At 58.8% G+C, this 25,352-nt stretch carries 22 protein-coding genes; 14 read left to right on the plus strand and 8 right to left on the minus strand.

Annotation, left to right across the window (positions count from 1 at the left end; genetic code table 11):
* Positions 1-95: 95 nt before the first annotated feature.
* From VGM18_17905 to VGM18_17920, 4 genes are all read left to right on the plus strand, one after another.
* Entirely contained in the window at positions 96-581 is a 486-nt protein-coding gene (locus VGM18_17905) for a hypothetical protein (GenBank protein ID HEY3974886.1), read from the plus strand.
* Positions 582-893: 312 nt separating this feature from the next.
* Positions 894-2,012 carry a glycosyltransferase family 4 protein gene (locus VGM18_17910; GenBank protein ID HEY3974887.1) on the plus strand — a complete coding sequence of 373 codons (1,119 nt, stop codon included), beginning with the start codon at positions 894-896 and terminating at the stop codon, positions 2,010-2,012.
* A gap of 195 nt (positions 2,013-2,207) precedes the next feature.
* Entirely contained in the window at positions 2,208-2,447 is a 240-nt protein-coding gene (locus VGM18_17915) for a CDGSH iron-sulfur domain-containing protein (protein ID HEY3974888.1), read from the plus strand.
* Positions 2,448-2,604: 157 nt separating this feature from the next.
* The gene (locus VGM18_17920) at positions 2,605-4,569 is read left to right on the plus strand and encodes an NAD(P)-binding protein (protein ID HEY3974889.1); all 1,965 of its coding nucleotides are present in this window, start codon (positions 2,605-2,607) and stop codon (positions 4,567-4,569) included.
* A 45-nt stretch (positions 4,570-4,614) separates the two neighbouring features.
* Here VGM18_17920 and VGM18_17925 read toward each other — a convergent pair whose 3' ends face one another.
* The 5 genes from VGM18_17925 to VGM18_17945 all read right to left on the minus strand — a co-directional run bounded on the left by VGM18_17925 (position 4,615) and on the right by VGM18_17945 (position 10,244).
* Positions 4,615-6,051 carry a rhomboid family intramembrane serine protease gene (locus VGM18_17925; protein ID HEY3974890.1) on the minus strand — a complete coding sequence of 479 codons (1,437 nt, stop codon included), beginning with the start codon at positions 6,049-6,051 and terminating at the stop codon, positions 4,615-4,617.
* Between the two features lie 188 nt (positions 6,052-6,239).
* Positions 6,240-7,475 carry a VWA domain-containing protein gene (locus tag VGM18_17930; protein ID HEY3974891.1) on the minus strand — a complete coding sequence of 412 codons (1,236 nt, stop codon included), beginning with the start codon at positions 7,473-7,475 and terminating at the stop codon, positions 6,240-6,242.
* 141 nt (positions 7,476-7,616) lie between these two features.
* Positions 7,617-9,128, minus strand: coding sequence for a magnesium chelatase (locus VGM18_17935; protein HEY3974892.1), 1,512 nt, complete (start codon positions 9,126-9,128; stop codon positions 7,617-7,619).
* An 86-nt stretch (positions 9,129-9,214) separates the two neighbouring features.
* Positions 9,215-9,820, minus strand: a complete 606-nt coding sequence (locus tag VGM18_17940; GenBank protein HEY3974893.1) for an LON peptidase substrate-binding domain-containing protein — start codon at positions 9,818-9,820, stop codon at positions 9,215-9,217.
* 115 nt (positions 9,821-9,935) lie between these two features.
* Complete coding sequence (locus VGM18_17945) at positions 9,936-10,244, minus strand: tetratricopeptide repeat protein (GenBank protein HEY3974894.1); 309 nt, start codon at positions 10,242-10,244, stop codon at positions 9,936-9,938.
* Between the two features lie 255 nt (positions 10,245-10,499).
* Between VGM18_17945 and VGM18_17950 the strand changes: the two genes are divergently transcribed.
* On the plus strand, positions 10,500-10,940 hold the full coding sequence (locus VGM18_17950; GenBank protein HEY3974895.1) for a hypothetical protein: 441 nt from the start codon (positions 10,500-10,502) through the stop codon (positions 10,938-10,940).
* A gap of 76 nt (positions 10,941-11,016) precedes the next feature.
* A complete protein-coding gene (locus VGM18_17955) occupies positions 11,017-11,511 on the plus strand; it encodes an acyl-CoA thioesterase (protein ID HEY3974896.1) in 495 nt (164 codons plus the stop codon).
* Between the two features lie 147 nt (positions 11,512-11,658).
* Here VGM18_17955 and VGM18_17960 read toward each other — a convergent pair whose 3' ends face one another.
* Positions 11,659-11,856 carry a type II toxin-antitoxin system VapB family antitoxin gene (locus VGM18_17960; GenBank protein HEY3974897.1) on the minus strand — a complete coding sequence of 66 codons (198 nt, stop codon included), beginning with the start codon at positions 11,854-11,856 and terminating at the stop codon, positions 11,659-11,661.
* Position 11,857: 1 nt separating this feature from the next.
* On the minus strand, positions 11,858-12,274 hold the full coding sequence (locus VGM18_17965) for an energy transducer TonB (protein ID HEY3974898.1): 417 nt from the start codon (positions 12,272-12,274) through the stop codon (positions 11,858-11,860).
* Positions 12,275-12,443: 169 nt separating this feature from the next.
* Here VGM18_17965 and VGM18_17970 point away from each other — a divergent pair, with 169 nt between their 5' ends.
* The gene (locus VGM18_17970) at positions 12,444-13,301 is read left to right on the plus strand and encodes an Mrp/NBP35 family ATP-binding protein (GenBank protein ID HEY3974899.1); all 858 of its coding nucleotides are present in this window, start codon (positions 12,444-12,446) and stop codon (positions 13,299-13,301) included.
* 197 nt (positions 13,302-13,498) lie between these two features.
* Here the strand turns inward: VGM18_17970 and VGM18_17975 are convergent, their stop codons facing one another.
* On the minus strand, positions 13,499-14,665 hold the full coding sequence (locus VGM18_17975) for an FAD-dependent oxidoreductase (GenBank protein ID HEY3974900.1): 1,167 nt from the start codon (positions 14,663-14,665) through the stop codon (positions 13,499-13,501).
* Positions 14,666-14,927: 262 nt separating this feature from the next.
* On the opposite strand from VGM18_17975, the gene VGM18_17980 reads away from it, so the two are divergent.
* The 7 genes from VGM18_17980 to VGM18_18010 all read left to right on the plus strand — a co-directional run bounded on the left by VGM18_17980 (position 14,928) and on the right by VGM18_18010 (position 25,202).
* Positions 14,928-16,427 (plus strand): choice-of-anchor tandem repeat GloVer-containing protein, encoded by a 1,500-nt coding sequence (locus VGM18_17980; protein ID HEY3974901.1) that lies wholly within the window; start codon positions 14,928-14,930, stop codon positions 16,425-16,427.
* Positions 16,428-16,594: 167 nt separating this feature from the next.
* Positions 16,595-17,635, plus strand: a complete 1,041-nt coding sequence (gene hrcA, locus VGM18_17985) for a heat-inducible transcriptional repressor HrcA (protein ID HEY3974902.1) — start codon at positions 16,595-16,597, stop codon at positions 17,633-17,635.
* Positions 17,636-17,681: 46 nt separating this feature from the next.
* Positions 17,682-18,233: a nucleotide exchange factor GrpE gene (grpE, locus tag VGM18_17990; protein ID HEY3974903.1), complete on the plus strand. Its 552-nt coding sequence runs from the start codon at positions 17,682-17,684 to the stop codon at positions 18,231-18,233.
* Positions 18,234-18,399: 166 nt separating this feature from the next.
* The gene (gene dnaJ, locus VGM18_17995) at positions 18,400-19,560 is read left to right on the plus strand and encodes a molecular chaperone DnaJ (GenBank protein ID HEY3974904.1); all 1,161 of its coding nucleotides are present in this window, start codon (positions 18,400-18,402) and stop codon (positions 19,558-19,560) included.
* Between the two features lie 158 nt (positions 19,561-19,718).
* Positions 19,719-20,420 (plus strand): RsmE family RNA methyltransferase, encoded by a 702-nt coding sequence (locus tag VGM18_18000; protein HEY3974905.1) that lies wholly within the window; start codon positions 19,719-19,721, stop codon positions 20,418-20,420.
* 137 nt (positions 20,421-20,557) lie between these two features.
* The gene (locus VGM18_18005; protein HEY3974906.1) at positions 20,558-23,533 is read left to right on the plus strand and encodes an ATP-dependent DNA helicase; all 2,976 of its coding nucleotides are present in this window, start codon (positions 20,558-20,560) and stop codon (positions 23,531-23,533) included.
* Between the two features lie 475 nt (positions 23,534-24,008).
* Positions 24,009-25,202 carry an acetyl-CoA C-acetyltransferase gene (locus tag VGM18_18010; protein HEY3974907.1) on the plus strand — a complete coding sequence of 398 codons (1,194 nt, stop codon included), beginning with the start codon at positions 24,009-24,011 and terminating at the stop codon, positions 25,200-25,202.
* Positions 25,203-25,352: the final 150 nt, after the last annotated feature.

The raw sequence follows: 25,352 nt of genomic DNA on the forward strand, positions 1-25,352 counted from the left end.
AGTGCCGCAACGGGAAGAATTGCCGCCACTGACAGCGCTAAGTGCCGTCCTTTCAGCGCCTGACACTCTGGCGGCAGACGTGCAACCGGTAAGGCATGATTCTTGTTATCACATCTTCCGCCAGCGGGCCGGACTGTGCGGCCGCACTGCACGCGGCCACAGGCCGGGAAACGCAATGGGCGCAATCTCTACAAGAGGCTGCCACGCGGCTGCGCGAACAAAGCTATTCCGCCGCCGTCATCGATCAGTTCCTGCTTGAAACCGAGCCCCAGGAAAGCGACCAGATGATGGAACACTTGGGTACGGCGTTCCCGGTCTACGTAAATTTTGCGGTCACCGGCATGGATCGTCTGGTCAGAGACGTACGGGCTGCGCTGCATCGCCGCACGCGCGAGGAAGGCGCCGCCCGCCGCGCCGTCGCAGCACAGATGCACAGCGAAATGCGGGAGACTCTCACTGCCATGCTTCTCTCCTGCGAACTCGCCATGTCGGTACCCGATGTTCCGACCCCGGCCGTAGAAAAAATTCGCGCCATCGATAATCTGGCCCGGGAGCTCCGCCTGCGCCTCCAGGCAAACTAAGTACTGGCAAACTGAATACGCGCGTCGCCCCCAGCGATACAGGTGCCTCGGCTGTCCCACGGCAGCTAAGCCCAAGCGGAATCGTAGCGCCAGCGTCCCGGTCGGCTGCCCGGCCGGGCGTCCGCGCCTGCCGTGTCGCGGTCAAAATAGGCGCTCAGAGTTCCGATCGGACTTCCTCGAATATATGAATCCGCAACACCCGCTCCTGTGAAATTCCTTCCCCTCGCCCCCCCACTCGCACTAGAATGGACGCGCCTGAAACTTGGAACCCCGTGTTCCACACGGCATTTCACGGGTTTCCCCGGAGGCTCTGTGCACGTCCTGGTTACCGCCGATTCGCTCTCGGGATCATGGGCCTACGCCCGTGAATTGGTGACCGGGCTCGTCACGCGCGGGGTGCGCGTCACCCTGGTCAGTTTCGGCGAGATTCCGCTTCCCGAGCAGACTACCTGGATGGACCACCTGCACGGCCTCGATTACCGGCCTACGGCTTTTCATCTGGAGTGGATGCAGGAGGCGGAAGAAGATCTTCCCGAATCCACGGAATTCCTGACCGCTCTGGTCCGGGAGCTGCGTCCAGACGTGCTGCATCTCAACCAGTTCTGCTATGGAAATCTGCCGGTCGATGTGCCGCGGGTCGTCATGGCACACGGCGACTTAATCACCTGGGCGCATGCCGTTCACAATCACTCTCTGCAGCCGGAGCGCTCGCCGAATTGGTATCACGACACCGTTCTGCGCGGGCTGCACGGAGCGGATGCAGTGGTCGCGCCTTCGGCCTGGATGCTCGATCGAATCAGTGCATATTATGGGCAGCCGCAGCGGGGAGAAGTAATTTACCCCGGTCGCAATCCCATTTTTTTCAATCCCTACGTCAGTAAAGACGACTGCGTGCTGGCCGTCGGCCGCATGGTGGACGCCGGCAAGCAGGTTTTTCTTCTGACCCAGCAGGTTCATTCTGTTCCGGTGTGCATCGTGGGCGCCGAACACACCGTGCCTGTGCCGCGAATTCCGATTCGCGCTGACGTGAAAGTTACAACCGAGCAGACCTCGGTGGCGATTCGCGGCCCGCAGACCGAGGCGCAATTGCGCGCCCTGTATAGTCGAGCATCGATCTACGCCGCCACGGCGCGCTACGAACCACTTGGCATGGGCGTACTAGAAGCCGCGTTTTCCCGCTGCGCCATCGTGGCCAATGACATTCCGAGCTTCCGCGAAATCTGGGGAGACGCGGCTCTTTATTTCCGTACCAACGATGCGGCCAGCCTCGCCGAAAATATTGAAAGGCTCAACGCCGACCGCGCCATGCGCCGCGCCTACGCCGAACTAGCCTACTCCCGCGCCCGCGAACGCTTTACCACCAAGCGCATGATTGACGAATACCTCCATCTGTATCGCAGTCTGGCGTCAGTGCGAACCGCGGCAGCGTAAAAGCCGCGACGCTCATACTGCTCATTCCGCTCACACAGCTCATGTGGCGACGGCCGCCTCGGCCGTCCAAGCGAAGGCGAAGCCGAGCGCCCAAGCGCCACAAACCTTGTCATTCCGCTCACCCCTCATGCACGATCCCCCACCGCCGTGATATCTTCGTATGCTTACTAGAAACCCGTAAGGTTGGAGGAATTCATGGCTCAAGTAAAGATCACTGTCAGACCGAATGGCCCGTACCGGGTAGAGGCTCCCGAAGGTTCCATCGAATTAGTGGACGCCAATGGCACCGCATACGATCTCACCGGCAAACCTGCATTCTCACTCTGCCGCTGCGGCGGCTCGGTTAACAAACCATTCTGCGACGGCACGCATAGCAAGATCGGCTTCCAGGGCGCGGAACTTGCCGTGAAGAAAGCCGAAGGCTCATCCTCTTAGCTCTGAGCCATGGATTTACGACTGGTATTGGTTCGCGATCCGTATCGATTCACGATTCGTATCAGGGTATGCCTTCAGGCATAGCGCGAATGGCCAACTAACCGATTCGCGCCTTCAAGGCGCTGCGTCGCGTCATAAAACTCTAGCGGAGGAGATATTGGACTCACGGGACCGGGAACTGGGAATGCATCGCAAGATTACGCGCCGCGATTTCCTCAACGGTGTGGCGATGACGGCAGGCGCCGCCATGATGCCGTGGGATATTGCCGCGGCCGGAATTGGGCCTGATCAAGCCGCGCCCGAAAAGTCGGCGAATTACTATCCCCCTGCGCTCACCGGCATGCGTGGCAGTCATCCTGGTTCGTTCGACGCGGCCCACAGTCTGCGCGATGGCACATTCTGGGATTCCGCGGGCAAGCCCGAAGATACCCGAGAAATCTATGACTTGATTGTTGTCGGCGGCGGCATCAGCGGCCTCGTGGCTGCGCACTTCTACCGCAAGGCGGTCGGTGGCAAAGCGCGCATCCTGATCATCGAGAACCATGATGACTTTGGCGGCCACGCCAAACGCAACGAATTTCGCGTGGGCAATGCCTTCCGCCTGGGTTTTGGGGGGACGTTTTCTATCGAGAGCCCCGCTCCGTACAGCGCAGTTGCCAAGGCCGTAATTGAAGAGCTCGGCATCGACGTGTCTTCATACCCCAAGTACTTCAACAAGAATCTGTATGCCTCACAGGGCCTGAGGCCCAGAATTTTCTTCGACAAAGAAACGTTTGGTGTCGATAGACTCGTCATCAATCCTCATCCTCGTGGGGGAGATGAGGCCGAAGACGCAGCCAGTCCATCCTCGGAATTGATGAAGCAATTTCTGAGCGATGCTCCCCTGGCCGATCAGGCCAAGAGCGATCTGGTTCGACTGCGTGCCGAAGCCAAAGACTATTTCCCCGGCCTGACCTCAACCGAGAAGAAGGCGAAGCTGGCGCGCATCAGTTATGCCAACTATCTGAAAGAAATCTGCGGAGTTCATCAAGACATCATCAAGATGTACCAGGCGATGCCGCACGGATTGTTCGGCGTGGGCATTGACGCGGTTGCGGCACAGGACGCCTGGGGATTTGATATGCCTGGTTTCGATGGCTTGAAGTTAGACCCAGCGCCGGGCAAGGGCATGAACCGCGATGCCATTCCCAACGCGGAGGCCGAGAAATATTTCTTTCACTTTCCTGACGGCAACGCCACCATCGCGCGCCTGCTGGTCCGCAAATTAATTCCAGATGCGATTCCCGGCAACTCCTGGTCGGACGTGATTCTTGCTAAAGCGAATTACGCGAAGCTCGACGATCCCAGTTCGCCAGTGCACATTCGTCTCAACAGTACCGCTGTTCGCGTAAAGCACGTTGGCGACGCCGCCAGCGCGAAAGAAGTGGAAGTCACTTACGCCCGCGGGGGCAAGATCTATACCGCGAGGGCGAAGAATTCGATTCTTGCATGCTGGCATGTGGTGATCCCCTACATTTGCGATGAACTTCCCGGCAGCCAGAAAGAAGCGCTGGCTTCGGCGCAGAAAGTGCCGTTGCTTTACACCAATGTCGCCCTGCGTAATTGGACCGCGTTCCAAAAGTTGGAGACGAATTCGGTGTACGCTCCGGGAATGTACCACACATCCGTGAACCTCGACCTGCCGGTGAGTATCGGTGGATACGAGTGCGCCCGCAAGCCGGAAGAACCGATCGTTGTGCACATGATGAAGGCGGCGTGCCATCCGGGACTTCCCGCGCGCCAGCAGCACAGCATGGGTCGCATGGAACTCTATACCACCACCTTCGAAACCATGGAGCGCAAAATTCGCGATCAACTGGCCCGCACCGCGGGACCGGGCGGATTCGATCCCGCGCGCGACATCGCCGCCATTACGGTCAATCGCTGGCCACACGGCTATGCCTACGAATACAACTCTCTGTTCGATTCGTTCTGGCTGGAGGGGGGCGTGACGCCCTGCGAAGTCGCGCGTAAGCCACATGGCCGAATTGCCATCGCCAACGCCGACGCCGGCGCCTACGCCTACACAGACGAGGCCATCAATCAGGCTTGGCGTGCGGTGGCAGAAATTACGAAGAGTTAGAGGTCAGAGCCCGGCGCCCCTGCTATTTAAAGAGTCGTCACAAAGCTACCGCGGCTGCGCAGTCGTGAACTGCGCCGCCAGATTTCGCGCCTCTTGTGCTTTTTGGGTCATGCCTTTGGCTTCGTAGGCATCGGCCAGCGCACTCTCCAGTTCGGCGTCATCGCCATTGGTTTCACGTTCTTTTAAAAAAGACGCGATGGCTTCATCATATTGTTTGAGATATGCCTGGGATACGCCCGTTCGATAGTAAGCGTCGCTGGCCTGTGGTTCTATCCTCAACGCGGCTTGATATTCAGTAATTGCTTTCTCATGATCGCCCTGGTCCGCCAAGGCCATTCCCAAACCAAAATGAGCTTTGGCGTTGTTCGGTTCCAGCGTCACCAGTTTTGTGAATTCCGCCTGCGCCTCCTTGGCTCGCTCTTCCCGCAGATAAGCGACGCCCAGATCCATCAGGGCCTGTGTATTCTGGGGTTGTAGTTCGAGGACGCGTTCCAATTCGCCCTCGCCCTTGGAGAACTGCCGGTTGCCGAAGTAAGCCTGGGCGAGTGCGTAATGCGCCGCCACATCTTGCGGATTCCGTTTGACCTTGCTTTGCAGCGAAGAGATGATCCGGTCGATATTGGCCTGTCGATCCTGCGCAGATACGGCCAATCCATAGCCGCGCCAGCGATGGACCGCCAGACCACTGCCACCCACGAGCAGGACCATGAAGAGCAGAACCCCGGCGCGCTGGAGCGGCTTGTCTTGCGCGGGAGCGGCGCGCGCGATCAGGGTGCCAAAAATCAGTCCACTAACCAGCCCACCAATATGCGCCGCGTTGTCGATTCCGTCGACTACACGTCCGAAAAACAGGCTGAAGGCGCAAAAGAAAAGCAGACTGCGCAGCGTACCCTTCATGTCGATCCCGGAAAGCGAAAATTCGCCCAGGGAGAAGGACGCGATCAGGGCGCCGGCCAAGCCGAAAATTGCTCCCGACGCGCCGACACTCATAACTCCCGTGTTCCATGCCAGGCTCGTCAATCCCGCCGCCACGCCGGTAATCAGGTACAGAGCTGCATAGGTCCAGCGTCCGTAGAGCGATTCGCAAAGTGCACCGAGATCCCATAAGCACCACATGTTGATGGCGATGTGAAAAATGCCGCCGTGCAGAAACATGTAAGTTACCAGCCGCCACCACTGACCGGACAAGGTATAGGGGCCGAAGTTAGCGCCGAAGTGCACCATCACCTGCCCAGTGAAGTCGAGCGAAGGCCCGCTGGCAATCACCATCGCGATGAAGACCATCACGTTGGCGCCAAGGATTATCTGAGTGAGATTGACGCTGGATTCGCGGCGAACCCAGGGAGCAGCCATTACGGGCTGCACCGCGTCTTCTTCCGCTTCGCCACGCTGCGCAGCCTCATGCTGCACGCACCATTGGCAGATTTTTTTGCCAAATGTCAGCGCAGGCAGCTGCCGCCCACATTGAATGCAGTTCGCCATGGGTTTGTAAAAAGATTATCAGCAGTTGGAGGTACGAAGCGAATCAGAGCGATTATTCTGGATTGTAGAAAACAAAAGCCCCATCAATGGGGCTCTTGCGGGCTCTCCGTGCCGCAAATTGGGCACGCCCGCCAGGCAACTTAAGCTTTTCGTCGGCGGGCAGACCAACGCGAAGAGGAAGGCAAGGGTCAGTGAATGGTCTTGGTCTTGCGCGACATGTAATCCATCAGCAGATACTGGCCGAGCGTATAAGGCGTGGTGAAGTAGGCTTTGCCGCGGCACATCTCCGTGACTTTCTGCACGAACTGCACCAACCCATAGTCGGATGCCAGCATGAACGTGTTGATGAGCACGCCCGCACGTTTGCACTTCGAAACCTCTTCCAGCGTCTGGCTCACCACGAGCGGATCGAGGCCGAACGCGTTTTTATAGATGCGTCCGTCTTCCAGCGTCAGAGCCGATGGCTTGCCGTCCGTGATCATCACGATCTGCTTCATGTCTTTTCTCTGGCGCTGGAGAATCCTCTGCGCCAGCCTCAGACCCTCACGTGTATTGGTGTAGTAAGGCCCTACTTTCACGCGCGCGAGCTGCGATAACGGAATTTCTTCCGCCGAATCGTGGAACAGTACCAGCGACAGCGAATCTCCGGGATACTGTGTGCGAATCAGATGCGACAGTGCCATCGCAACTTTTTTCGCCGGAGTAAACCGATCTTCGCCATAGAGAATCATGGAGTGCGAGCAATCGAGCATCAGCACCGTGGCGCATGACGACTGGTATTCGCACTGATGCACCTGTAAATCGGAATATTCAATATTGAGCGGCACCGTCAGGCCCTCGCGCCGAATTGCGCTCGACAGCGTGGCTGTGATGTCGAGATTGAGCGTATCGCCGAACTCGTAGGTTTTCGCCGATCCGCTGGTTTCGATGCCCGTAGCGAGATCGCGTGTGTCATGCCGCCCAAAGCTCGATTTGCCCAGCGACCCCAGCAAGTTGCGCAGCGACTTGAACCCGAGGAAGTCGAGACTCTTGTCGGTGATTTCAAACTTGGCTTGCTGCGCTTCCCCGGCCTTCCCGCCCACACTCGAACGGCGCGCGGGGTCATGTGGTTCATCGATCGAAATATAATCTTCCTGCTGCATGCGCTCGATGAGCTTCTCGATCAGTTCATCGAGTTGACCGTCGGCCTGCATCTGCTCGATCTCGTCGCGCAGGTTCTCGTCGAACATTTCGCCGTTCATCAGCGCCTGTTCGATGGCGCGCCTGAGATCATCGAGCGTCTGTTCGCCCTCGGGCAGTTCGTACCACATGGACTCCTGAAACCCGCTCTGTAGCAGGTAGTCCGAGAGCGCGCTGAGCAGATCCTCCATGCTCATTTCGCCGGCGGGGTCGGGGACGTATTTGGAATAGCGGATGCGTTTCATAAAACCGTCGTTGGTCGTCGGTCGTTGGTCGTTGGCAACCCACACGGCTTGCCGTCTCTGTTTTGGAGTATCGCGGGAATGCGTTTAACGGAAGTCATAAGCTGAAGACCAACGACCAACGACCGACGACTAACGACCGCTTTAGTTAAACTGCTTCCTCTGCCGATACGGCCGCTCTTCCGGATCGAACGCTTTTTCCCGCACCGGTTCCGGCTTCTTCTCTCCTGCTTTGAATATGCGCTCCTCGCTGCGGCCGATGCGCTTATGCGCATGGAGGCCCTCCAGGATGAACTCCGCCGCCGACACCTGCTGCTCCGGACTGTCTTTCTGCGAGACGTGGAGCGGCCCGAGCTTGTCGACGAGACCCTGAATTTCTCTCAGGTTCTCCAACGCTTCCACAGCCGGAACCGAATCCGAAAGCTGAATTTCGCCGCCCAGATCGAACCACTGCACAATCTGCTGCACATTGGCGCCGGTGTAGTATTCATCGTAGGTCTTGGCGATCGCGGCGCGAATCAGTTCTCGCCCGACGTGGTCGGCGCCCTTCATTTCGCCCTCGTATTCCAGTTCGAGCTTGCCAGTGATCGCTGGAAGCGCGGCATAGACGTCGCTGATCCGCGGCACGACAACTTTTTCGTCATTGCGAATCGCCCTGCGCTCCGCATTCGAGACTACGTTTTCCATCGCGCTGATCGGCAGCCGCTGGCTCACTCCCGAGCGCCTGTCGATCTTCTTATCCTCGCGGGCGGCAAAGGCAATGCGTTCAATCACTTCCTGTACATAATTCGGCAGGTGCAGGTTGAACTGGGTTCGGTCGTGGCCGTTGCGCTTGGTCCAGGCCTCCTGCGCGGTGATCGCGATTCCTTCCTCGACGGTTGCCGGATAGTGCGTCCGAATTTCCGAGCCAATGCGATCCTTCAACGGCGTAATGATCTTGCCGCGCGCCGTGTAGTCTTCCGGATTCGCACTGAACACCAGCGCCACATCCAGCGGCAGGCGAATGGGATAGCCTTTAATCTGCACATCGCCTTCCTGCATGATGTTGAACAATCCCACCTGAATCTTTCCCGCGAGATCGGGGAGTTCGTTGATCGCGAAGATGCCGCGATTGGCACGCGGCAGCAGGCCGTAATGCACGGTCATTTCACTCGACAGTTCGTGGCCTCCGCGCGCCGCCTTAATGGGATCGATGTCGCCAATCAGATCGGCAATGGTCACGTCGGGTGTGGCGAGTTTCTCTACGTAGCGATCGTCGGGCGTCAGGTAGGCGATCGGCGAATTATCTCCATGCCTCGCAACTTCCTCGCGGCAACGCCGGCAGATCGGCGTGTAGGGATTGTCGTGCACCTCGCATCCCGCAAGATATGGCATGTACGGATCGAGCAGAGTTGTCAAGGCGCGCAGGATGCGGCTTTTGGCCTGTCCGCGCAGCCCGAGCAGAATGAAATTATGGCGCGAAAGAATCGCGTTGACGATCTGCGGCACGACGGTATCGTCGTACCCCACGATGCCCGCAAAAATCGACGCGTCGGCAGCGGAGCGCAGTCGCGTGGTCAGATTCTCGCGCAGTTCGTCTTTGACTCGGCGGGTGCGCAAACGCTCTTCGGAGAAAATACTGTGGCGCAGTTCACCCAGCGTGCGCGGAAGACTCATGAAAGAAAACCCCCACAAACAACTTGATGAGATTATACGCGCCGCCGCGTTTGCACGTTTTCGTGCCACAGACCTGCACCCCTCGCCTAACCCGCATGCCCGTTGCCCCCGGCCTTTTGCCGCACCCGCGCAGCGCGGCGCAGGTTCGGCAGAATACCTTCGAGGTAGGCCGCAACCTCCTGGATGCGGTCATGTTCGGAGCGCATCCTCAATAGCTTCTGTTTGAAGTCAAGATCGAGCGGCAGCGAACCCGCAAGATAAAACGACAACTCCTTGTGATCTAGGTCTGAAAGATCCTGCACGCTTCCAGCCAGGGCGAGAATCTTCGAGTGAGCTTGAATGGCTCGCGCTTTACCCTCTGGACTCGCGACGCTGTTTTCGTCCACTATGAGCAACACGTCTGCCTGCAAAAACGACCGTTCTCGGTTCAGCCTGAGAACTTCGAAGCGCTTGCGCCCCTCTGCAACCAAATCCATACGACCGTCTGGATACTTTTTCGTCACTGTAATGATCTCGGCGGTGCATCCCACATCAGCAATTCGATCCTTCACGGCACGGATCACGCCAAAAGGTGCATCGGCGGCCAGGCACTCGCCAATCATCTCTTTGTATCGCGGCTCGAAAATGTGCAAGGGCAGGGGAGTGCCGGGGAGCAGCACGACTTCGAGCGGGAACAAGGGAAGCAGGGCCACCAAGTCTCCAGTGCCGGAGCCCTCAGGCCGAACGGGTTCGCTGATACGACACAGAATTGTACGACACAGAAATATACGCGACGGGTAGAAAGAAGCTCGTAACCAGGGTAGGGAGCTACCCGAGTTCCGCCAGCATCGCTTCCATCTCGGACTGCGCGTGCAGGTTGCCGGTATGCTGCGCCGAGGCGATGCCGTCCTGCAGCATCTTTTTCGCGTCTTCTACACGCTCGGCTCGCACCAGGGTTTGCGCCGCCATAAAATATCCCGCCGTATATTCGGGATGGCTCTCCAACAGAATCGCGAACTCGGCCAGTGCCCGATCGAAGTCGCCTTGCTTCGAGTACTCCATGGCGAGCCCGTAACGCGCGAAAGCGTCTTTGGGATTCTCCGTCAAAATTTCATTGAGCGTAGCAATACGGCCCATAAGCTGAGCGGCTTGTGACTAGCGACTAGTTGAGATTATTGCAGTTTAGCTTTCTAGACTAGGATTGTCATCCTGAGCGAAGCCGTTCTTCAGGCGGAGTGAAGGATCTCCCGCTTAACCGGTGCGGCGCGCAAGCCAAAGTTCTTCACGTCCGTCAGCATAGTTGAACTGGCCAGACTTCGCTCAACTGATTACAATTGCGAGTCCCGACAAATTCACATTTTTAAGAGATAAGAATTGGCCTGCCCCTATTTCATGCCGACGACGAGACTGGAAAACGGCTCGTGGCCGCATCCTGCGCGGCTGCCGCTCGGCGGCGGATGGTGTGGGCACTGCACTGCTCTCGGCCACGAAGGCGAAACTCCGGCGCAAGACGTTTTGGAGTCATTCTGCAATCTGGGTTACGCCAGCCGTTGCAGTTGGTCGCCCACGGAACGCGTGTGGGATGCGGTGCGCTTCGCCGTCTCCGCTCCGGCCGATTCGGGCGCGAACCGATTGCCGCCCGACGCTGGCACCGCCGGTCCGGCCCGTGTGCTGATTCTCCGCTACGTTTGCGAAAAAGATCATCGGCCGGTCGAAGACGGCGATCTGGAATTCGATTTGTCGCGCGCCTCCTGGGTCAGGCGACACTCCGACGGCCGCATCCAGAAAATGGCCGAATGCTTCCTGGAGTCATACCTCAAAAAGCGAGCTTGATCTCGGAGTCTGAAAATCGACACCGAGCGAAACACGTCCTCACTACGAAAGGCCGATTTACGAAAGGAAGACCAACATGACAGACCCGCTGGCGCCCCGGCCAGTCCGCGATTCGCAATCCGAGATGGCCGAAATCGTATTGCCGAATGACGCCAATCCTCTCGCCGCCCTGCTCGGCGGACGCCTCATGCACTGGATCGATCTGGCCGGAGCCATGGCCGCGCATCGGCACTCGCGCAACTACGTCGTCACGGCGTCCGTCGACCACATCGACTTTCTCGTTCCGGTGCGCGTGGGCGATCTTGTCATTCTGCGCAGCTCGGTCAACCGCGTCTTTCATAGTTCGATGGAAGTGGGCGTGAAAGTCTTTGTCGAAAACTACATCGCCGACACCGCCAGGCACGTCGCTTCCGCGTACCTGACTTTCGTAGCCGTCGATGGCGCTGGCAAGCACTTGAAGGTCGCCCCCGTGATTCCCGAAACCGAAGAGCAACAGCGCCGCTATGATGATGCCGGAAGGCGTCGCGAAATTCGGCGTTCTGAGTTGGAGCGGCGGCGCAAGAAGGGTTGACTTTCGCAGAAGCCCTGCCATCCGCATCGCGTTCCGCGCTAGATAAAAGTCGCCTTGAAAGAGCGCCGCTTCAGCGCCGCAAGGGGTTTTCGTGGAAGGGCACGGCTTCAGCCGTGCCGTAAATCAGCCGAGAAGTTAAACAGGGCTTTAGCGCCGGCTCGCCCTCCGGCGTGGAGGATTCTTCAATCCCGGCATGGTCCCACCTAGAGACGCCAACCGTCGCGCACTCTCGCGCTCGATGAGCGCCTTGAGCGCTTCCCGGATCAGGTCTGTATTGTCCGCGATGCCAGTGAACTCCTCCGCCATTTGTACGAGATCGTCGTCCAGTTCCACGGTGATTCGCATTCTAATAGTTCACGGTCGCCTGAGCGATATCCGTCACGATCTCCACCCGATGAAACGACTCAAAAGTAACGGTTACCCTTCTTGCCCCCGCGACTTCTACTCCCGAGAGGCGGTACTTGAATGTCGTTTCGTACTTCCGTTCGACAGCATAGGGATTTTCAAAGCGCCACGACTTCAGATTCTCCGCTGCCGCGCTCTTGAGCATCGGATGACCGGAAACTACCTCAACGTTTGTTGGCTCGGCTCCGTTAGGCGGCAAAGTGAAGGTTAAAGTCACGACTCCCTCGACTCGTCCTTGGCAAGCCAATGGAGGATACTTCGGCATGTTCACTGAAGTGAGCAGCGGCTCAGTCTGCGCCGCCACCGTTATCGCGGCGGCCGCCACAAAAAACAGAAAACAAAATCGCTTGATCATCATGAAGCTCCATCGAAGATTGTAGTCCCGCCGTCCACCGTTTGCGGAAGCCAAGACGCGATCAAGGCCCTTGCCGGAATGGCGGCCTGCGTCGACTCCCGACCTGCTTCCCAGGCCTGTATAATCGACATTTGGTCCTTATTTCCTCAATTCATCCCCGGAGCATACTCCTTTGAGCGCACATACCCCGCATCAGCACCCCCAAGGCCCGGCGGCCCAGGGCCCGCAACCGCTGCCGGGCGTGGACGCCATCATCGCCGTCGGTTCGGGCAAGGGCGGCGTCGGCAAGACCACGCTGGCGGTGAACCTGGCCGTGGCTCTGGTCAAGATGGGCCACAAAGTCGGCCTGCTCGATGCCGACGTCTACGGCCCCAACGTCCCGCTCATGCTGGGCGTCAACGACCAGCCGCGGATGGTGGGCGAGAACCGCATTGAGCCGCTGCAAGCCTTCGGCCTGAAAACGATTTCTGTCGGATTCCTCAATCCCGGCGACAAGCCCATCATCTGGCGCGGCCCCATGCTGCACCAGATCGTCCGCCAGTTCCTTGGCCTCGTCGAATGGGGACAGCTCGACTACCTCGTCGTCGATCTGCCGCCGGGCACCGGCGACATCGCGCTCTCGCTGGTGCAGACCGTGCCGCTCACGGGCGCGGTGGTGGTCTCGACTCCGTCGGACGTTTCGCTGCAAGACGCGCGCAAGGCCGTCGAAATGTTTCGGCAGATGAAAGTTGACATCGTCGGCGTGGTCGAGAACATGAGCTACTTCACCTGCCCGCACTGCCAGCACGAGGTGGACATCTTCTCCCGCGGCGGCGCAGAAAAAATGGCCGAGCGCTTCGGCGTCTCGTTCCTGGGCAACATCGCCCTCGACCCCGAAGTCCGCAAGTCCGGCGACGGAGGCACCCCCGTCGTCCTCGAAGGCGAGAACTCCCCCCATGCCAAGTCAATCTACGAATTCGCCCGGAACGTAGTAGCGCGGGTAACGGAAATCAGAGCCAACGCCCCCGCCAGCGTGATTCAGATTCAATAGAAAGCTCTGGGTGGCCCATTCTAACGTCGCGCCTTTTGCGACGTTAGAGTGGGGATTTTGACTACGGCACAAACGTGATAGCCATTCATCCTTTGTCATCCTGAGCCGCAGCTTTTGGCGGCGAAGGATCTATGCATTCGTCTACGGCGCCGATGCAGTCGGCAAATGCATAGGTCCTTCGCGGCCAAGAACGCCGCTCAGGATGACAACGCGGGTTTGGGTCTGAATCTCGCCAGCCGCCAAATCGCATCGGCCTCACGCTCTTTCAGCACCAACTCCGCCACCGTCTCCCCGAGAGCCGGCCCATGCTTAAACCCGTGCCCCGACCCTCCACCCACAATCCAAACATTCTCGCTCCGCGGATGCCGGTCGATGATGAAATGCCCATCCGGAGTCTCCTCATACTGGCAAACGCGCGTCTCCACCAGCGGCGCATCTTTCAGAGCAGGAAAGCGAAAGCCAAGATACTCGCGAACGCCTTTCAACGTCTCCTGCGAGACCACGCGCTCCCCCGAAGTTGGATCGAACGCCGGCCCTCGCGTATCGTCCGCGATTTTGAATCCGCGATCACCCCGGCCAGGAATGCCATAGAAAAAATGTCCACGATGATCTCCCCAGACAGGAAGATACTCGTCGCTGAATCGATCGTCCCCCGCAGGCGTGCCAATGAAAAACATGTCCTGCTTCGTAGCCTGCACGAGATTGCCAATCGCCTGCGCGAATAGCTTGCCCAGCCAAGGCCCGCAGGCAAACACATAGCGGTCGACCTTCAGCAGAGAACCGTCCGAAAGCGCCAGCCCAAGCGGCTTCCCATGCTCGACACCGCCCTCCAGCCCTTCCTTCAATACCGCGAGCTGCCGATACTTGCCGCCCGCCGCAACGAATGCCTCAACCACCGCCTGACAACTGGCCCGCGCGTCGAGATATCCGCACTCCGGCTCGAAGATGCCCCACGTAATCCCCTCAAAGTTAATCTGCGGCCAGCGCTTCCTCATCTGCGCCGATGACAGTTCCTGAAACTTGATCTTCGCCGCCCCCAGCGACTCAATCGATCCCCGCTCGAACCCGTCGTCATTCCCCGAAGCCATCCACAGCACGCCCGTGCGATGCAGAAACTGCCGCTTCCAGCGCCGCTCATACTTCGCCCACAGTTTGAGCGCCCGCGCCGCCATCTCGGTATAAGGCTGATCGGGCCCGTAAGTCCCGCGCATGATCCGCGTCTCCCCGCCCGAAGACGCCCGCGAATTCCCCGGCCCCCACGCGTCCAGCAGCGTAACCCGCGCCCCGCGCTCCAGCAGATGCAGCGCCGTCCACCCCCCGAAAGCTCCAGCGCCGATGACTGCGATGTGTGGTTTAGCTTTCATGGCTGTGCAGTTAGACCCAGTGAACATCTGACGATACGCTCACTCTCGATTTACGAGAAGGGGCGGAACCTTTGTCACTAATGCGCCTCGGGGCGTGGGAAGTCGGGGATCAACAACTGTCATTGCCTGTTCTGCATGTCAGCGCGCATCGGATCAGTAGACCCACAACCTGCAAGTTCTTTCACCCTCCCCGGCATCCTCCCCGAGATGTACAATCGCTTGCGCATCCGGGCGCGGAAGTCGCGCAGAAGAGGGGCATACCGTGAATCGAATCGTCCTGCGAAGCACTCCGTCGTTCTTAAGATCGGCGTGCCTCGCCGCTGCGTTCTGCACGGCACTCACCATTTCGTCGTCGGCACAATTCAAAACGCTCGCTAGTTTCAACGGGACGAACGGCTCCTATCCACAATACGTCTCTCTCGTACAGGGGACGGACGGCAATCTGTACGGAACCACAGTGACTGGAGGGTCGAGTCGCTTTGGCACGGTGTTCCGCATGAGCCTTGGCGGTGCGATAACGAGTCTTTACTCCTTCTGCGCTCAGGGGGACACTTGCCCCGATGGCGCTTATCCTTATGCGGGGCTGCTTCTGGGCACAGACGGAGTCTTCTATGGCACCACGTGGGGCTTCGGTCTCTGCAGCACGGACTGCGGAACGGTCTTCAAGATCACCATGGATGGGGTGCTGACGACGCTCCATGATTTTGCTCTCACTGATGGCGCGAATCCCGCCGGAGCCTTGACGCAAGGGACAAACGGCGACCTCTACGGCACGACAGAATACGGTGGCAGCGGGAACTGTACCAATCTGTATGTTCCGGGTTGCGGGACGATCTTCAAGATCAGTCCGAAGCAAGGGTTTACCACGCTGCACAGCTTTACTGGCGCGGACGGGTGGAATCCGAATGGCGGTGTAATTCAAGGCACGGATGGAAATCTCTACGGGACAACCGCTCAAGGCGGAGCTTACAGCGGCGGAACAATCTTCCGAATCACGCCCGCAGGAGAACTAACGACGCTTTATAATTTTTGCGCCCAGGCAAACTGCATCGATGGCCAAACGCCAGCGGCCGCCTTGATGCAAGCCACCGACGGGAACTTCTACGGAACAACGGAGAGTGGCGGGATCTACACCTGCTACTACGGAGAACGAACGGGCACAGCCTTCAAAATCACACCCACCGGTACTCTGACCACTATCTACAACTTCTGTGACGGGAAATTTCCAACCGCTCCTCTCATTGGGGCCACTGATGGGAATCTTTACGGAACAACTTGGGAAGGAGGCGCTGGCAGGTACTGCAGCGGCCTCTTTACACCTGGCTGCGGAACAGTTTTCAAGCTTGCCCCAATGGGGGTACTGACTATGCTGCATTATTTTTGTTCCGAGGTGGACTGTGCTGACGGAGGCGGTCTTTACGGCGGGCTAACCCAAGATACCAACGGAATGTTCTATGGCATTACGATCGGGGGTGGGACGGGCGAGGAGGGCGCGGTCTTCCGCCTAAATGGCGGGATCGGTCCGTTCATCGCCTTCGTGCAGCCGACTGCTAAGGTCGGGAAATCCGCACAGATTCTCGGACAAGGGCTCAGGGGCGCAACGGCTGTGACATTCAACGGCGTCGCAGCTGCGAGCTTCAAGGTCGTCTCTGATACGTACATGACAGCGATTGTTCCGAGCGGCGCAACGACTGGCCCGGTCGTCGTCACGACTCCCAGCGGCACGCTCACCAGCAGCAGCACTTTCCGCGTCACGCATTAGAGTCATCTGGGGTCGAAAGGTTGAAAGTCACCCCTCGTCCGGAATCCAAACGGCGCACCCTTGCTCCGAAACCCAACCTTCTGCATCTAAATATAGTTAGGTAGAATGAATCGTAGCGGTATCTCCCCCTCCGCCGCTGCGATTGATATAACTGACACAAGCGCCGTATGCCTGCTGACCCCAATATCGGAACGCGCGAACGCGAAATCCTGACCGCGCTGGTCGAGACGTTTATCTCGACCGGTGAGCCGGTCGGCTCGCGCACGCTTGCGCGCTCGAATCGCGAAGGCCTGAGCCCCGCGTCCATCCGCAACGTGATGGCCGACCTCTCCGACGCCGGATTCCTCGAGCAGCCGCACGCCTCCGCCGGCCGCATTCCGACCACCGAGGCCTATCGTTATTACGTCGAGCAGATCTCCGGCACCGCCCGCCTCGCGCCGCAGGAAGAGGCTATGATCTCCGACTCGCTGGCCGGCGTCACCGACGTGCAGGAATTCATGGAGCGCACTTCGCACGTGCTCTCGCTGATTTCGCGCAACGTCGGCGTGACTGTCGCGACCAGCGGTCCGAAGAACGCGCTTGAGCACGTATATTTCTCGCGCCTTGGCGATCAGAAAGTGCTGGCCGTGCTGGTCACGCGCTCCGGCCTGGTCCGCGACCGCGTGCTGCGGCTCGATCTGTCGCAGTCGGAACTCGACATGGCCGCCCGCTACATCAACGAAAACTTCCGCGGCTGGACCATGGAGTCGATGCGCGCCGAACTCGCCCGCCGCCTGGAGCAGGAACGCAGCGAATACGATCGCCTGATGCACTCGATCGAGCAACTCTATAAACAAGGCGCGCTGGCCCACGAGCAGGGCTCGCAAGTCGTTTTCATCGAGGGCGCATCGAACCTTGTTACAGGAGATCAAGACCGCCAGCGCCTTCAGGAAATGCTGAAGACGCTGGAAGAAAAGGAAAAAGTCGTCCAGTTGCTCGGCGCTTATCTCGATGTAAAGCAGGAAGCGGTGCGAGTCGTGATTGGCCTCGACCAGACTTTGCCGTCGATGCAGAATTTCGTTCTAATTGGTGCTCCCGCGCACTCCGGCAACCAAGTCATGGGTTCGCTGGCCGTAATCGGCCCCACGCGCATGGATTATCAGCACACGATGACCGCGGTTTCCTACATCGCGCGGCTGTTCGACAAGATCCTGAACGAATCGGAGTAATACGCAGGTAGTTATGAAGAAAGCAAACGGACAATCGGAAAGAGAAATGACGGAACTTCATTTAGATCACGAACTTCCTCCCGCCGATGGCGACGAGAATCCCAGGGAATCCGCTGGCGGCGGAACCACGGTCGGCCAGTTGGCAGGACCGGAAGCTGAGTTGCAAAAGCTGAAGGCCGAGCGCGATTCTCTACTCGACCGCCTGGCGCGCGCGCAAGCCGAATTCGAAAACGCCCGCCGCCGGGCGACGAAAGAGCAACAGGATTTTCGCGACTACGCCGCCGCCGACTCCATCCGGCCGCTGCTGCCGGTGCTCGACAGCTTCGAGCGAGCGTTACAGGTGAAGTCGGAACCGGGCGATTTTCGCAGCGGAGTCGAACTCATCTATAGGCAGTTGCAGGATGCGCTGACAAAACTGGGCGTCCGCGCGATTCCAGCCAAGGGCGAACAGTTCGATCCGCATGTGCACGAGGCCATCGAAATGGTGGAAACCACTGACGCTCCCGACCACGAGGTGCTGGAGGAATTGCAGCGCGGTTACAAGATTAAAGATCGCCTGCTGCGCCCCGCGATGGTGAAGGTCGCAAAGAATTCCTAAAGTAGATACGGCGCTGGATCGATATGGTGCTGAGATGATATGGCGCTGGAACGATTTGGCACGGGGTCGATATGGCGCTGGGAAGGGCACGACTTCAGTCGTGCCGTTAGGCTGAAAGCATGTCTCGGCTTTAGCCGCTGGGGAGTCCGGCACGACGAAGCGGGCATTGCCAGACGTTCAAGAAAGGTTTTTCATTCTGACCACGAACGCAAAACGCGACTACTACGAAGTCCTGGGCGTGACCCGCACGGTGACCGAAGTGGAACTGAAAGGCGCCTATCGCAAGCTGGCGCTTCAGTACCATCCCGACCGCAATCCCAATAATCCGGATGCGGAAGAAAGATTTAAAGAAGTCAGCGAGGCCTACGCCGTGCTCGCCGACACTGACAAACGCGCCGTATATGACCGCTATGGCCACGCCGGACTCGGCGGCGCGAGCCAAGGTGCAGGCTTCGATCCCACGGTCTTCCAGGACTTCAGCGATATCTTCGGAGAGTTTTTCGGCTTCGGAGACATGTTCGGCGGAGGTGGCGGACGAAAACGCAGCCGGGTTCAACGCGGCGCCGATCTGCGCGAAGATTTGACTCTGGAATTCGAAGAAGCATTCTTCGGTACAGAGTCGCGCGTTACGGTTCGCCGCCACGAAGCCTGCGAAGAGTGTCATGGCGCTGGCTCAGCGCCGGGCAAGGGACCTGCGACTTGCCGATCCTGCAACGGGCGCGGCCAAGTGCGCTACCAGCAGGGATTCTTCAGCATTGCTCGCACCTGTCCCACCTGCCAGGGTACCGGTAATGTCATCACCGATCCGTGCCCGAAGTGCAAGGGCGAAGGCCGCATTCTGCGCCAGCGCACGGTCGACGCCAAAGTTCCCGCGGGTGTTGAAGACGGAACGCGCATCCGCTTTGCGGGCGCAGGCGAAGTGGGCCAGTTCGGCGGGCCCGCCGGTGATTTATACGTCGTGCTGCATGTCAAAGAGCATCCTTTCTTTGCCCGCGAAGGCAACGATCTGCACTGCGTCGTGCCGATATCCGTCACACAAGCCGCTATGGGCGCGGAGATTCGAGTGCCGACGATGGAAGGCGAGCACGCTCTTAAAATTCCCGAAGGCACGCAGCCCAGCGCAACCTTCCGCATCCGCAACAAAGGCGTGCCCGTGCTGAACAGTCACGGGAAGGGCGATTTGTACGTTGAGTTCCGCGTGCAGGTTCCGACTAAGCTGAACAAGCGCCAAAAGGAATTGCTGCAGGAACTCGATGGGCTCGCGAAGGTCGATAATCAGCCGTTGTTGCGCTCGCTGCTCGGAAAAGTGAAAGACATGTTCGGATAGCATGTTCGGGTAGGGGTTTTTCGGACGTGTTCAATTACTAGGTGAATCAGATTCGCATCATGGCAGAATCAGATTCGTATCAGGGCATCGCTTCAGCGATGCCGTTCGCGCCGACAATTGAATCGCGCCTTTAGGCGCTGCCGTACGCCGTTGATGGCATGACCCGACGCCGATGGATCGCCGACGAATTCTCAGAGACGCACGCCGCCGTGACCGGTGAACACGCAGATCATCTGATTCGCGTTCTCCGCGCCCGCGTCGGCCAGGAATTTGACATCGCAACCGGCCCCGTCGTGCGCCTGGGACGCGTCGCACAAATTGAAGACAGCCGCGTCGCGTTCGAACTCGGGGAACAAATTGCCTCCGCTCTCGTCGCCGACCTCACCTTGCTGCTCGCTATCTTCAAATTTGATCGAATGGAATGGGCGATCGAGAAATGCACGGAGCTCGGCGTCGCGCAAATCGTTCCTGTGATCGCGCGCCGCACCGACGCGCACCTGGCCCAGGCCGCAGCCAAGCGAGCCGAGCGCTGGCGCAGGCTCGCCCTTCAGGCCGCCGAACAATCGCGCCGCGCCGTTCCACCCGAGATTGCGTCGCCAATCAAGCTGGCAGACGCGATTGGACTTGAGCCCAGCGCCTTGCGAATTGTCCTCGCCGAATCGGAACACCAAACGATGCTGCGCGATGTCCTGGACCGTTCTTCAAAGCAGATCGCTCTAGCCATCGGTCCCGAAGGCGGTTGGGCCCATGACGAGCTACAGCTCTTTCACAAAGACGGATGGATTTCGGCGTCACTCGGCCCGACAATCCTCCGCGCCGAGACCGCCGCCATCTCTGCCGTAGCGATCGCCCTTACATAGCGCCGCCGTCCCGACGGAGGTCCGGTCGAGCGTCCTGCCCGCCGCGACTATAGCGAGAAAATGTCGAGGCATCCCACCCGAATCTGTCGGTGCATCCAGTCCGCACCTTCTTTCCCGCGAATGGTATCCTGAGCGCAATGCCGCCAAAGTCTAACTCCCGCCCCGCCGCGTTTATTCCCGACGATCGTCAGCGCCAGGCCATCGAACACGTCCACGGACCCATGCTGGTGGTTGCCGGCGCAGGCACAGGAAAGACATCGGTGCTCGTCAACCGCATCGCCCGCCTGGTGAAAGAAGGTCACGCCCATCCCGAAGAAATCCTGGCCCTCACCTACACCGTCAATGCCGCCGATGAAATGCAGGAACGCGTGAGCAAGCTGCTGGGGAGTAAAGCGGTAAAGGCCCTGACCTTTCACGACTATTGCCTCAAGCTGCTGAAGCGGGTCCACCGGGATTTCGGCGTGCTCGACGAAAAAGATCTGTGGATCTATTTACGCCGTCGCATTCGCGACCTGCATCTCAAGCACTACATCCGCGCCGCCAATATCGGCCAGTTTCTCAATGATCTTCTGGAGTTCGTCAGCCGCTGTCACGACGAACTGGTGACCGCCGAGCGCTATGCGCAGTACGTCGATCAACTTGAACGCGGCGAAGTTCCCGTCCCACGCGTGATGAAATCGAAGAACGTTCTGGAGCGCGACGAAGTTCTCGGGCGCTGCCGCGAGATCTCCAGCATCTTCACCACCATGGAGCGCTGGCTCCTGGACGAAAATCTTGGCAGCTTCAGCCACATGATCACCCGCGCGCATGCGCTGCTGCACAACCATGAAGCCGTGCTTGCCGAGGCTCGCCGCGGCGCCCGTTTCATTCTCGCCGACGAGTTTCAAGACGCCAACTTCGCGCAGATCAAGATTCTTTCCCGTCTCGCCGGCCCCGATGGGAATCTGTTCGCCGTCGGCGATCCCGACCAATCCATCTATCGTTTTCGTGGAGCCTCCAGCGAAGCCTTCGAATTATTTCGTCGAACATTCCCTGCGGCCAGACTCGTAGTCCTCGACAAGAATCGGCGCTCCACCACGCCGATCCTCCGAACTGCGTTTGCGGTAATCGACGACAATCCGTCTGTGTTTACGAAACATCCCGACGCTGCTCTGGCCTATCAGCGCTCGCCCCTGCTGTCGGCTCGCGAAGAAGAAGCCGTCGCTGCCGGCACGCAACTTTTCAGCCCTCCGGTATCGGCGATCATTCTTGCCAGCAAGAAGGCCGAGGGGCCCGATCTGGTCAGTTTCATCCGCGACGCACAGAAGAAGTCGAAATGCAAATGGTCCGACTTCGGCGTCCTCTACCGCTCGCATAGTCACCGTGACGAGGTCGTCCAGGAGTTGGCTGAAGCCGAGATTCCGTTTGTCATCGAAAGCATGGACATCTCCGACACGCCGGAAGTACGCGACTTGTTCGCCTGCCTCAACGCCGTTGTCTCCACCGCCGACGACGTCAGCCTGTTTCGCGTCGCCGCCCTGCCCTGCTTCCACGTCGATCCCGAGCAACTGCGTCAGGTTCTGCGGGCGATCTCGCGCGATAACCGCGAAGGCAAAGCCGTGCCGCTCTCTTCAGTCCTCGACCGCGTCAATGGGGGCGCGGCCGTACTGTCCGCTATCGAGAGCTGCCGCCAGCAAATTCTGCAAAAGCAAGCGAAAGCGCGCCAGGCCCTCGACGTCATCGTGCAGCAATTTGTGCTCGACGCCGCCTCGCCCATTTTGCAATCCGCTCTGAACTTCGTGTCCGGATGGGAAGGCAAGGCGCTTAACCAGACCACCGAACTGGAAGAACTGGTCGACTATCTCGGATATTTTCGCGAGGCTGGTGGCCCGATTCCTCTTCAGCCGGTCGAGACCGAAAACGCGGTTCGACTGATGACAGTGCACGGAGCCAAGGGTCTGGAATTTCCCCACGTATTCATTCTCCGCGCCAACTCGGCCTCCTTCCCTACGTTTTTCAAGGAAACGCTGGTGGCTTTCCCGCGGGAGCTGCGAGATCCTGACTCCCAGACCGGCGCCGACGATAAGACGCTGCACGACGAGGAAGAACGCCGTCTCTTCTACGTCGCCATGACCCGCGCCCGCGATTCGCTGCACATCTACGCTAACGAAGGCAAAGGAAAGACCGATAAAACTCCCACCGGATATCTGCGCAAGTTGATGGCGAATCGTTCGCTTGACCGCTGGTTTCGAGCCACTCCGGCGGCGGGCGCGCAGGCTACGCTTGACATCACGGCTGGCACGTCCGTTATTTTTCCAGCCGAGTCGCAGACGAACGTCTGGTTCGAATTGCCGGTGCTCGAGGGACTACACAAACGCCTCAGCGCCTCGGCGGTCGACACCTATGAGCGCTGCGGACTTCGATTCAAGCTGGAGCGCGACTGGCGCATTCCCGCCAAGCCGGCCGCCGCTATGCAGTACGGCGCCGCAGTTCATCGCGTCCTCAAGACTTATTTCGATTCCATCCGCGCCGGACGCCCGAAGACCGACGAAGAGTTGCTGGACCTTTTCCGGCAGGATCTCGTCGATGCCAGGATCCAGGAATCCTACCAGCACGAACTCTACGAGCAGTTGGGCCTCACTCAGTTACGCGACTTCCTGGCTGCAGCGCGATCCATCCCCGCCGAACAGGTGCTGCATACCGAGGAGACTTTTGAGATCAAGATCGGCGAGACCACGGTCGCAGGCAGAATCGACCGCATCGACAGTCGCCCCGACGGCACGGTCGCTATCATCGACTACAAGACGGGAAAGGCGCGCGATCAGGAAATTGCCGATAAGAGTTTGCAGTTGTCGCTTTATGCGATCGCCGCTAAAGAAAAGTGGGGATACAAGGTCAGCGCTCTCATCTTTCACAACCTGGAAGAGAACGTCCCGGTGATCACGACTCGCGCGGAATCCGAATTAATGAATGCCCGCGAGCTCGTGGAAAAAGTGGCCGCGGGAATTGCCGATGGCCTCTTTCCCGCGAAGCCCGGAAATCACTGCAATTTTTGCGCCTACCGCAGTCTGTGTCCCGAGAAAGAGAAGCGGATTCCGCATAACGCGGAAATTGCGACGGTTCGCGCAACCTAGCGCGCACAAAAACTTAGGGGACGCTCTTGAGCGTCCCCTTTTTGCCTTTTACAAAACTTCTTAATGCTTCTTTTTCTTTTTTGCCTTTTTCTTGGTTGCCATGGTTCTATTCTCCCTTCCATTTTTCATGGAAAATGTTGCAGCGATGTTCTGTTGCAACTATTTGAAACATAGAGTTAATGAAAAATGAAGTCAAGAGAAAAATGACGATCGCTCTGCGCAAGTCGTGATACCAAAGTCACAGCGAGAGAGCGTCGACAACAAGACTCAAGAAGAAATTTTCGCGTGGCACCGCGTCGCCCGCGATTTCGTCAGTTGAGCACCCGCGCGATTCGCTCGACGGTTGCGATCTCACAGAAGATTCCTCCTCGCCTCGATCCCTCCACTCCGGCTCGGTCCTCGCTCTGTGTGCGACGCATTCCAGCGCCCCTACATCTATAATGAGTAGCGCGAGATCTTCGCGGGAGCGTGATTCATGGCCTCTTTTGACGATATAGTTATCATTTCCGGCTGCCGCACGCCGGTGGGAAAATTTCAGGGCAGCCTCTCCGATTTCAGCGCGCCGCAACTCGGCGCCCTCGTCGTGCGTGAGGCAGTCAAACGATCCGGTGTCGAGGTTGCAAAAATCGACGAATGCATTATGGGTAACGTCGTCACCGCTGGACTCGGCCAGAATCCCGCGCGGCAAGCTGCCATTTACGGCGGACTCTCTCCCGCGACAGGTGCCATGACAATAAACAAAGTATGCGGCTCGGGATTGAAATCTGTCGCGCTCGCCGCGCAAGCGGTGCAGACCGGAAACAGTTCCGTAGTCGTCGCCGGTGGAATGGAATCCATGACCAACGCCCCCTATCTCCTGCCGCAAGCGCGCAAGGGATATCGTCTGGGCAACGCGCAGATCGTCGACTCCATGGTTCACGACGGCTTGTGGGACATCTACAACGACTACCACATGGGCATCACCGGCGAGAACGTCGCCGAAAAATATGGCATCACCCGCGAAGAGCAGGACGAGTTCGCGCTGAACTCACATCGCAAGGCGCTCTCTGCAATCAAAGAATGCCGGTTTAAGTCACAAATTATTCCTGTCGAGATTCCTGCGAAGAAGAAAGGCGCGCCGCTCACCATCTTCGATAAAGACGAGGGCCCTCGCGAAGACACGACCATCGAAGTGCTGCGATCGCTGAAGCCTGCCTTCAAGAAAGACGGAACTGTTACCGCTGGCAACGCGCCTGGCGTCAACGACGGTGCTGCGGCCGTAGTCGTGACCAGTGCGAAGCGCGCACGGGAACTCGGCGCGAAGCCCATGGTCCGCATCGTGGCGCAAGCTACTAGCGGCGTCGAACCCAAGTGGGTGATGATGGCCCCCGTCGGCGCAGTTCGCACTATCTGGGAAAAAACAGGCTGGAAGAATGAAGACGTCGATCTCTACGAACTGAACGAAGCCTTCTCAGTACAGGCGCTGGGCGTGATGCGCGAACTTGGCCTGAATCCCGACAAAGTCAACGTTAATGGCGGAGCCGTTGCCATCGGACACCCCATCGGCGCAAGCGGTGCTCGCGTCCTGGTCACGCTGATTTACGAAATGATCCGCCGCGACGTCCACCGCGGCATCGCCGCCCTCTGTCTCGGCGGCGGTAACGCTGTAGCCATGGCCGTCGAGCGCTAAGTAAGAGCGCTAAGAATGTGTAGCCGCTGGCAATGCTCATGTGGCCAAGATGCGCGATCGCTGGCAAATGCCCAGGTGGCGACGGCCGCCTCGGCCGTTCGAGCGGGGCGAAGCCCGCGAGCCCCGTATCGAAATCCTGCGTCCCAAACC

Source organism: Candidatus Sulfotelmatobacter sp., from assembly GCA_036500765.1.
Taxonomy (GTDB): Bacteria; Acidobacteriota; Terriglobia; order Terriglobales; family Acidobacteriaceae; genus Sulfotelmatobacter.

Excerpts from the sequence above, each read along its gene's own strand:
- VGM18_17930 (HEY3974891.1), bottom strand. The coding sequence starts at position 7,475 with ATGAAACGCATCCGCTATTCCAAATACGTCCCCGACCCCGCCGGCGAA.
- VGM18_17965 (HEY3974898.1), bottom strand. The coding sequence starts at position 12,274 with ATGATGATCAAGCGATTTTGTTTTCTGTTTTTTGTGGCGGCCGCCGCG.
- VGM18_17955 (HEY3974896.1), top strand. The coding sequence starts at position 11,017 with ATGACAGACCCGCTGGCGCCCCGGCCAGTCCGCGATTCGCAATCCGAG.
- VGM18_17945 (HEY3974894.1), bottom strand. The coding sequence starts at position 10,244 with ATGGGCCGTATTGCTACGCTCAATGAAATTTTGACGGAGAATCCCAAA.
- VGM18_17905 (HEY3974886.1), top strand. The coding sequence starts at position 96 with ATGATTCTTGTTATCACATCTTCCGCCAGCGGGCCGGACTGTGCGGCC.
- VGM18_17925 (HEY3974890.1), bottom strand. The coding sequence starts at position 6,051 with ATGGCGAACTGCATTCAATGTGGGCGGCAGCTGCCTGCGCTGACATTT.
- VGM18_17950 (HEY3974895.1), top strand. The coding sequence starts at position 10,500 with ATGCCGACGACGAGACTGGAAAACGGCTCGTGGCCGCATCCTGCGCGG.
- VGM18_17960 (HEY3974897.1), bottom strand. The coding sequence starts at position 11,856 with ATGCGAATCACCGTGGAACTGGACGACGATCTCGTACAAATGGCGGAG.
- VGM18_18010 (HEY3974907.1), top strand. The coding sequence starts at position 24,009 with ATGGCCTCTTTTGACGATATAGTTATCATTTCCGGCTGCCGCACGCCG.
- grpE (HEY3974903.1), top strand. The coding sequence starts at position 17,682 with ATGACGGAACTTCATTTAGATCACGAACTTCCTCCCGCCGATGGCGAC.
- VGM18_17975 (HEY3974900.1), bottom strand. The coding sequence starts at position 14,665 with ATGAAAGCTAAACCACACATCGCAGTCATCGGCGCTGGAGCTTTCGGG.
- VGM18_17935 (HEY3974892.1), bottom strand. The coding sequence starts at position 9,128 with ATGAGTCTTCCGCGCACGCTGGGTGAACTGCGCCACAGTATTTTCTCC.
- VGM18_18005 (HEY3974906.1), top strand. The coding sequence starts at position 20,558 with ATGCCGCCAAAGTCTAACTCCCGCCCCGCCGCGTTTATTCCCGACGAT.
- VGM18_18000 (HEY3974905.1), top strand. The coding sequence starts at position 19,719 with ATGACCCGACGCCGATGGATCGCCGACGAATTCTCAGAGACGCACGCC.
- hrcA (HEY3974902.1), top strand. The coding sequence starts at position 16,595 with ATGCCTGCTGACCCCAATATCGGAACGCGCGAACGCGAAATCCTGACC.
- VGM18_17915 (HEY3974888.1), top strand. The coding sequence starts at position 2,208 with ATGGCTCAAGTAAAGATCACTGTCAGACCGAATGGCCCGTACCGGGTA.